Below are 8,682 nucleotides of genomic sequence, written 5' to 3' on the forward strand. Positions count from 1 at the left end.
CTTTTATAAGCCATTTACCACCATCTTCCTCCATAGCTCCTTTCATTTCTTGCCAGCTCCCTTTATAAACCACTCCTATCATCTTCCTCCATTTCTCCACTTACCTGCCATACCTCCCTTTCCTTCATCTTCCTATCTCTACCACCTGATCAGCCACAGCTGTATTCACGCCTCCACTTCCTCCGCACTCACCTCCATTTTCTTCCCCTTTCCTTCCTTATTTTTCGCCTTCCCGCAAACATTTCCAATTTTATGCAATCGATTGTATATATTTGATTTGTTGCACAGATTTTCACGTTATCAACTGATTTAAATGATCCGCTACCTGCTTTTAACCGGACTTTTATTTTGTTTATTATCACCCACAACCCACGCCCAGCAAAGCCTGCGCCTTACCCAGTCCTGGGAATTCCTCCGCGAAGACTTAGGCAGTGTTTGGGAAGCCGTACGCCCCGCAGCAGAAGGCAGTCCTGAATCAGTGCCTTTATGGGAAAAGGTAAGCCTGCCACATTGTTTTAACGCAAGGGATGCGGTAGACCCGGATGTAAATTATTACGAAGGGCCGGGCTGGTACAGAACCGTATTAGAGGTAAAGAATCCTTACACGCAGGGCCGCACGCTGCTGCACTTTGAAGGCGCCGGTCAAAAAACAGATGTTTACATTTTCACCACTAAAGTAGGCCACCACACCGGTGGTTACGATGAATGGACCGTAGATATTACAGACGCCGTACAACAGTTTCTGCAAAGCGCAGATGCTAAACGTTATAATGGCAAAGTGCCGCTGGAGATCCGTTGCAGCAATGCAAGGGATGTGGAAATGATCCCTTCTGACATGTCGGACTTTAACGTGTACGGGGGATTATACCGTTACCTTAATCTCGTGTATACGCCTGCGTTATCTTTTGAGCAGCTGCACATACAGGCGCAGGTAGACGCGCAGGGAAAAACAGGCACTGTACGGCTGCAGGCTGCTTTCCGCAACCCATTAAAGCACACACAGGCCACCCTGGATATTAACGTGCTGGACCCGCAGCAAAAAGTAGTACAGCACTGGACACAGCCGCTTACCCTGCAGGATAGTGCACAGGTGCTGCAACCTTTCACTCTTAAAAAGCCTTTGTTATGGTCGCCCGCACAACCGCAGCTGTACACCATACAGGCGCGTTTGAAAAGCAGTGCCGGCGAAGCCGTGTGGAGCGGGCATTTTGGCTTCCGCAATTTTGAATTTATAACACATGGGCCATTTATGCTGAATGGCAAGCGCTTATTATTACAGGGCACCCACCGGCATGAGGATGGCGCCGGGGTAGCTGCTGCGCTTACAGAAGACATGATACGGCGCGAAATGCAGCTGATCAAAGATATGGGCGCCAACTTCATTCGCCTGGGCCATTACCAGCAGTCACCATTAGTATTGCAGCTGTGCGATAGCCTGGGGATATTGGTATGGGAAGAAATTCCCTGGTGCCGCGGCGGCCTGGGAGGAGAGGTGTATAAAGCGCAGTCCCGCCGCATGCTTACCAACATGATCACACAGCATTATAACCACCCGGCTGTGATCCTTTGGGGCCTGGGTAATGAAAACGACTGGCCCGGCGATTTTCCGGAGTTTGATAAGCAAAAGATCCATGCTTTTATGAGCGAATTAAACACGCTGGCGCATACGCTGGACAGTACACGTAAAACCACCATTCGCCGTTGCGATTTCTGTAAGGATATTGTAGATGTGTATTCACCCTCCATCTGGGCTGGCTGGTACCGCGGCCGCTACACGGAGTATAAGGATGAAACGCTGAAAGCTATTGCCGGCGTGCCGCATTTCTTTCATGCAGAATGGGGCGCCGACAGCCACCAGGGCCGGCATGCAGAGTACCCGGAAGAAGCCGTTAAAAAAGTAGCTACCGGCAAAGGCGCTGATGAACGCACCGGCGATTTTGCGCTCACCGGCGGCAGCGCACGCGCCTCTAAAGATGGCGACTGGTCTGAAACATATGCCTGTAACCTTATTGACTGGCACCTGAAAGAACAGGAAACCATACCGCAGCTTACGGGCAGCGCTTACTGGATCTTCAAAGATTTTTCTACCCCGCTACGGCCGGAGAATCCCGTGCCTTATGTGAATCAAAAAGGCGTAGTAGGCCGCGATCTTACACCTAAAGAGGCTTATTATGTATTTCAGTCGTACTGGGCTACACAGCCTATGGCGCATATTTACGGGCATGGCTGGCCCATACGCTGGGGTAAGGAAGGAGAAGAAAAAATGATCTGGGTATACTCCAACTGCCCGGAAGCAGAGCTGTTTGTGAATGGTAAAAGCTATGGCGTAAAAAAGCGTAACAGCCAGGACTTTCCGGCTGCAGGCCTGCGCTGGCAGCTACCTTTACACAAAGGCAGCTACCAGGTAAAAGTGGTGGCCCGCAATGGCAAACAAACAGTAAGCGATGAAATTACTTTTAACTGCCAGTCCGATCCCTGGAGCAAACCGGCCCGGCTGCTGCTGGAAAAAACAGCAGTTAGCAATGATACGGTAACAGTAAAAGTAAAGCTGGCGGATGCGCAAAAGATCATCTGCCTGGATGCAAAGGATTACATCAGCTTTTCCATTGCCGGTAGCGGCACATTAATAGATGATCAGGGCACTGCCGGCGGATCGCGCAGGGTACAGCTGGTGAACGGGCAGGCGCAGATAAGCATCCGTTTAAATAAAGGACAGAGCGTGGTAGGAGCTACGGTACAGGGCGTGCCCGATGCATTTATTAATCTATAGTTTTGAGAGAACAGTTTTTCTTACTCTAACTTTTGCGTTATGAAAAAATATGGCTTGCTGTTTATTTTACTTTCCTGCACCTGCATGCTGGCAGCCCAAACACCGGCTACGCAGCAGGCCTGGCTGCAACGCGTTATAAAAGACCAGCGTACATTTATCCTGAAAAGAGCTGTCGACGCCATGCAACAAACCCCGCTTACCATTACAGCGTATAGCTGTCCCCGTAGTGCAGGCGGTAAACATGATTTTTATTCAGAAGCCGATTACTGGTGGCCTAACCCAGCCAGCCCGGATAGCCCATATATTCAGCGGGACGGGCAAACCAACCCGGATAATTTCCTGGAGCACCGCAGGGTAATGGTACGCTTTAGCCGTATTATGGGCGCACTGGCAGCAGGTTACGTAGTTACAAAAGATAAAACCTACCTGCGCAAAGCCCTGGCGCATGCGCACGCCTGGTTTGTAGATCCTGCCACCCTGATGCACCCCAATTTGCAATATGCGCAGGCCATTAAAGGCCGGGTTACAGGCCGGGGCATTGGTATTATAGATACTATTCATTTCCTGGAAGTAGTGCAGGCATTGCGCATTATGGAAAAAGCAGGCGCCCTGCCGCCGGAAGATGTGAAAACCATTAAAGCCTGGTTCACGGAGTATTTGCAATGGATCACCACCCATCAATACGGGCATGATGAAATGAATGCCGCCAATAATCACGGTACCTGCTGGGTAATGCAGGCAGCTGCTTTTGCAGGATGGGTAAAGGATCAGAAGTGGACAGACTTCTGCGTAAAGCGTTATGAAGAAGTATTGCTGCCTAAGCAAATGGCTGTTGATGGCAGCTTTCCGCTGGAATTAAAACGCACTAAACCTTATGGCTACTCGCTGTTTAACCTGGATGCCATGACCATGGTTTGCCAGCTGTTAAGCAATCCGGATCATAACCTCTGGCAGTATACCACCGCAGATGGAAAGAACATTGGAAAAGGCATGGCTTATATGTATTCCTATGTAAAAGATAAGAAACAATGGCCCTTTGCAAAGGATGTAATGTACTGGGATAACTGGCCCGTAGCTCAGCCCTTTTTGCTGTTTGGCGCCGTAGCTTATAATAACATGGATTATTACCGCTTATGGTTACAGCTGGAACATGACCCGCAGGTAGAGGAAGTGCTGCGGAATGTTCCCATCCGCAACCCGGTGATCTGGTTATGGGATGGGGGATCATAACAGCATAGGGCCTTAACTCTTTGTAGCTATTATTTTAAATGTTAGTTCACAGGTTAATTATACACATCACACAAATGTGTTAACCTGTGAATCACAATTATTTAACGAAAAATTTTCCTCCAAAAACTTGCTTTTTTATAATATTATGAATAGTTTTATATATATGTAAACTAACTATTCCTATGAACTGGATGAAAGACCTATACAGTATTTACCAGAAGCTGGACGCTACTGGTTTTGAGGAGGTGAAAAAAGAGATCCTGAAAGCACAAGTGTACGGTTGCAATGCAGGAGAAGTATACTACCTGGTATTACAGCAGCTGGTAATGATCAAAAAAGACAAGGTACAGATCTATGAAGTGATCAAGGGGGAAGTGGAGAGCATTATTCACCACAGCAAAAGCATGATATACCTGAACTAAACCGGTTATCTTATTTCATCAATCAACTTTTTTGCTTTCCAGTAAATGGGCGCCTGCTCTGGTATTTTCAGCAGCCAGCCAACGCTTTGCTGTTTATCTCCTTCTTTAAGATAGCTGAGCGCCAGGTAAAAAGCGGCGTCGTACCGGTATGGCGACTTATCATCTTTATACACGGTTTGCAGGTCGGTACGGGACTGCGGCAAAAGATTCATATCCAGCAGGCTCACGCCCCGGTAATAGCGGGCGTAGGTGTTGGCGCTGTCCATTTGTAAAACCTGGTTCAGCTGCTCTACAGTTTCACTGAAACGGCGTTTATTGAAATTACGGGCTGCTTCATGCAGCAGCTTAGCGGCATTATTGGTATCTGCGGTATGGTGGTGCACCATTTCCGTAGGGGCAAACTGCCGGTACACATCCTTTCGCCAGGGGCTGATGAATAACAGGCCGGCTATGATGATAGCCAGCACGGTAATGCCCATCACGTACAGTCCCATACGGTTCATATCCCGGTCTTTGCCGTAAAACCAGCGTTGCCGCATATCTACCAGTATCTGGGCCAGCTCCCGGCGGGTATTATCCGGTGTTAAAGCCCTGCGCAGCCATTCTATTGCTTCCTTACCTGATTTTACAATTTCCTGTATACTACCGTTCTCTTTCAGCTCAATTTCAAAATTTTGCTTTTCCGTTTCCGGCAGGGATTGCATTACATACAGGGCGGTTTGTTCATAACTTTTATTGGATAATAGCTTATCGGTTTGGAGCTGATGGCCGTGCTCAAGCAGCTTAGCCATGCAGGAAGGGAAGTTATCCGGCACCAGCCCTGAGGTGGGACGCAGGTTTGTGCCTGCCCCATCTGCCTGGGGAATGATGATCGCCTGCTGTATAGCCGTTTGGCAGGCAGGCGTTAATTCCATGAAGCATTGCAGCCAGTGCCGCTTTTTTTCACCATTGTTGGTGATCTCCTGTACATATTTCAGGTGGGCATTATCCAGGGTGGCCACTTCCGGCTCAGGCGCTTCTGCCACGTTCAGTCCCCTTTTATGCAGCTCTTTACGCCAGGCTATTTTACATACCAGCATAAAAAAAGGCTCAAAACGGGTGGTCAGCTCTATGGGATGCTTTTTGGCATACACATAAATGTCTGTAAGCCCTATTTCAAAAATATGCGCTGCATCTTTTTTATTGCCGCCATGTTGCAGGATGAAGGAGCTAACCTTTTTGGCAAATTGCCGGTAAATGGCATCTATAATGGCAGGGGAGCTATCCAGCAAGCCGTCTATGTATTCGTCGTCGTTATATAAAAGCCGGGTAGAGGTCATACGTTCGCCGGTTGTTTCTTATTATTTAGCTGCCGGTATAAAAGTATAAAACCTTGTCCAACACACAAAAAATTTTGAAACAGCCGGTTCTTTTATACACTTTACGTGCCAGAATTGTGAAGGGGGGTTACATGTCGGGGTATACCTTATGTACCAGTTTCATTAATAGTTCTTTAAGGTGTTTGTTATCTTCTTCACCAATTAAATAAGCGTAGTGCTGTTCCATTTCCTGTACGCCTTCTGTGGCGGCAATCAACAGTTGTTTACCCTTGTCGCTCAGGAATATCATAATGGCGCGGTTATCGCTTTCATGCTTGCGGGTTTCAATATAGCCCGCCGCTTCCAGGTTTTTGACCACCTTGCTCATGGCCTGCTTGGTAATAAGCGCTTTTTTAGCCAGCTCATTATTAATAATGCCTTCCGGGGCAATGTTGGCGATCAATACCATATCCCCCATCTTAAAATCCGCATACCCCCGCTGCTGCAGCTGTTCAGTAAGCCGGTTGTCCATATCCTTTTTGATCAGGTTCACCATACGGATCAACATCTGCGGTCTTAGCGCTATGCATTGTTGTAAACGCTCATCCAACGGACTGTTCATGATAGGCTATTTTAGTCAAATATATATTTATTATCTTGTTATGGCCATGGAAGTGATCGACAATATACTGCATTATATACAACAACATTTCAACGAGGATCTGTCCCTTCATAACCTGGCCGCGCAGGCGCATTACTCGCCCTACCATTTCCACCGCCTGTTCCGGCAGCGGGTAGGAGAGGCCCCCAAACAGTACTTATTGCGCTTACGCCTGGAAAAATCGTGCAAAGAGCTGATCTTTTACCCCTACAAATCCGTGTACGCCATTGCCATAGATTGTGGTTTCAGTTCCCAGTCCGTTTTTGCGCGGGCCTTCAAAAATAAGTACCAGCTTACAGCCGAACAATACCGGGAACAGGCGTTAAGCGCCATCAGGGAAAAAACAGCGGCCATTTCCCTGGAAGTGCAGCAATACCCCATCAGCATTACCCGGTCTGAAAGTCTGCACCTGGCCTGTGAATTAACGGTCCTGCAGGAGGAGCATATTATGCAGGCCTTTAAAAAGCTGCATCGCTGGGCCGCTGCACATGAGCTGCTGGACCAGCACCCTGAATTTTATGGCGTATTCCTGGATACACCCTTCACCACTGCCCTGGCCCAATGCCGCTACCTGGCAGGCATTCGCCTGCACCGCCCTTTTACCGGCCGCGAAAGCTATACCACCAGCCCTATGACCATAGCGCAGATACCGGTAATGGGCGAGCTGGAAATTGCCATGGATTATACCCTGTTTGTAAAGCACCGCTGGCTGCCCGAAAGCGGCTACCGGCTTATACAGGGTAATCCCGGTTATGAGCATATTACCGATATGGACCTCTCCAAACCATACTCCCGGCATACCCGCATTATTTGTATGGGCCTGCAGCCGGAATAGCAAGAAATGCAAAACGGATCGCAAGAACCGGGAAAAGCACCGGTAATGGCGTCGCTACCTTTGAGACATCCAACAAACAAAAAGTTTAAAGATGTCACAGATGAAAGTTGTTATTGCAGGCGGTACCTCCGGTATAGGACTGGCTGCTGCTGCCTTGTTAGCAAAAGAAAATGCAGCGGTTACCATTACCGGCCGTAACCCGCAAAAAATGGAAGAAGCCCTGGCCACGCTGCCCGCCAATGTGAAAGGGCAGTGTGTGGATGCCGTTAATACAGACCATATCAAAGCATTTATGGCTGCCCACGGCGCTATAGATCACCTGGTAATAGCGTTAAGCGGCGCCAAAGGCGGCGGCTTATTTAAAGAGCTGGACCTTGCGCAGCTGCAGGCAGGGTTTGCAGAAAAATTCTTCCCGCAACTGCAAACCTTGCAGGCAGCATTGCCCTACCTCTCCGCAAATGGCAGCGTAACCTTGATTACAGCGGTGAGCGGGCATGCTAAAGCGCCCGGTACATCCGGCCTGGGCGCCATTAACGGCGGCCTGGAAATAATGGTGCCCATACTTGCAAAGGAATTACAACCCTTACGGGTCAATGCCGTATCTCCCGGGGTGATTGATACGCCCTGGTGGAGCTTTTTACCGGAAGAAGCCCGTTCTGCTACTTTTCAGCAATACGCGCAGGCCGCACCTGCAGGCCGTATAGGCAAACCGGAAGATATTGCCACAGTGATCGCGCAGCTGATCCACAATACATTTATAACCGGGCAGGTGATTACGGTAGATGGTGGGTTGGGGTTGTAAAGATGTGCAGATGTGCAAATGTGCGGATGTGCAAATGGAATGCCTTGAATGAGGCAATGTAACAGGTATGCAAATTGGATGGCTTAAATGATGCTCATGCAGAACGAAATGTGCAGATGAAAATGAATGCCTCAGTAAGTAGTGCGTTAATGCATTAAAAGCAAAATGTGCAAATGACAAGCTCCCGGCCAATCATTTGCACATTTGCATATCTGCACATTTACAAATTACTTCATCCCTCTTCCTATTCCCATCTCCAACCCCCGCAGCTCTGCCAGCCCGCGTAAACGCCCGATGGCGCTGTAACCCGGGTTGGTTTTCTTATGCAGGTCGTCCAGCATCTGGTGTCCGTGATCCGGTCGCATGGGAATAGAGGTATTACGTTTGTTCATTACCGTTAAGATGCTCTTTACAACAGCATACATATCCACATCGCCTTCCAGGTGGTTGGCTTCGTGAAAGTTGCCCATAGCATCGCGCAGGGTGCTGCGCAGGTGAATGAAATGGATATGCTCCCCTAAACGCTCTACCATACCTGGTAGGTCATTGTCGGCACGCACACCGTAAGAGCCGGTGCAAAAGCAAAGGCCATTAGCCGCATAAGGTGCTGCTGCCAGCAGCTCGCGGGCATCCTGTTCGGTGCTTACCACGCGGGGCAGGCCCA

Annotated in this window: 8 protein-coding genes; 5 read left to right on the forward strand and 3 right to left on the reverse strand. The window is 48.9% G+C overall.

Annotation, left to right across the window (positions count from 1 at the left end; translation table 11 throughout):
• The first annotated feature begins 313 nt into the window (after nt 1-313).
• From VIM87_RS19535 to VIM87_RS19545, 3 genes are all read left to right on the forward strand, one after another.
• On the forward strand, nt 314-2,770 hold the full coding sequence (locus VIM87_RS19535) for a glycoside hydrolase family 2 protein (protein WP_331998626.1): 2,457 nt from the start codon (nt 314-316) through the stop codon (nt 2,768-2,770).
• 39 nt (nt 2,771-2,809) lie between these two features.
• Entirely contained in the window at nt 2,810-4,000 is a 1,191-nt protein-coding gene (locus tag VIM87_RS19540; protein WP_331998627.1) for an alginate lyase family protein, read from the forward strand.
• 182 nt (nt 4,001-4,182) lie between these two features.
• On the forward strand, nt 4,183-4,422 hold the full coding sequence (locus VIM87_RS19545) for a hypothetical protein (protein WP_217602634.1): 240 nt from the start codon (nt 4,183-4,185) through the stop codon (nt 4,420-4,422).
• A gap of 5 nt (nt 4,423-4,427) precedes the next feature.
• Here VIM87_RS19545 and VIM87_RS19550 read toward each other — a convergent pair whose 3' ends face one another.
• On the reverse strand, nt 4,428-5,741 hold the full coding sequence (locus VIM87_RS19550; protein ID WP_331998628.1) for a hypothetical protein: 1,314 nt from the start codon (nt 5,739-5,741) through the stop codon (nt 4,428-4,430).
• A 127-nt stretch (nt 5,742-5,868) separates the two neighbouring features.
• Complete coding sequence (locus VIM87_RS19555; RefSeq protein ID WP_331998629.1) at nt 5,869-6,342, reverse strand: MarR family winged helix-turn-helix transcriptional regulator; 474 nt, start codon at nt 6,340-6,342, stop codon at nt 5,869-5,871.
• Here VIM87_RS19555 and VIM87_RS19560 point away from each other — a divergent pair.
• Both VIM87_RS19560 and VIM87_RS19565 read left to right on the forward strand, forming a co-directional pair.
• Complete coding sequence (locus tag VIM87_RS19560) at nt 6,341-7,216, forward strand: AraC family transcriptional regulator (protein WP_331998630.1); 876 nt, start codon at nt 6,341-6,343, stop codon at nt 7,214-7,216. The two genes, VIM87_RS19555 and VIM87_RS19560, sit on opposite strands and share 2 nt — an antisense overlap.
• Before the next feature lie 100 nt (nt 7,217-7,316).
• Nucleotides 7,317-8,018, forward strand: coding sequence for an SDR family oxidoreductase (locus VIM87_RS19565; protein ID WP_331998631.1), 702 nt, complete (start codon nt 7,317-7,319; stop codon nt 8,016-8,018).
• 227 nt (nt 8,019-8,245) lie between these two features.
• Here VIM87_RS19565 and VIM87_RS19570 read toward each other — a convergent pair.
• A partial coding sequence (locus VIM87_RS19570) for a mannonate dehydratase (protein ID WP_331998632.1) occupies nt 8,246-8,682 on the reverse strand: 437 nt, incomplete at its 5' end.

This window comes from Chitinophaga sp. (assembly GCF_036569125.1).
Classification (GTDB): domain Bacteria; phylum Bacteroidota; class Bacteroidia; order Chitinophagales; family Chitinophagaceae; genus Chitinophaga.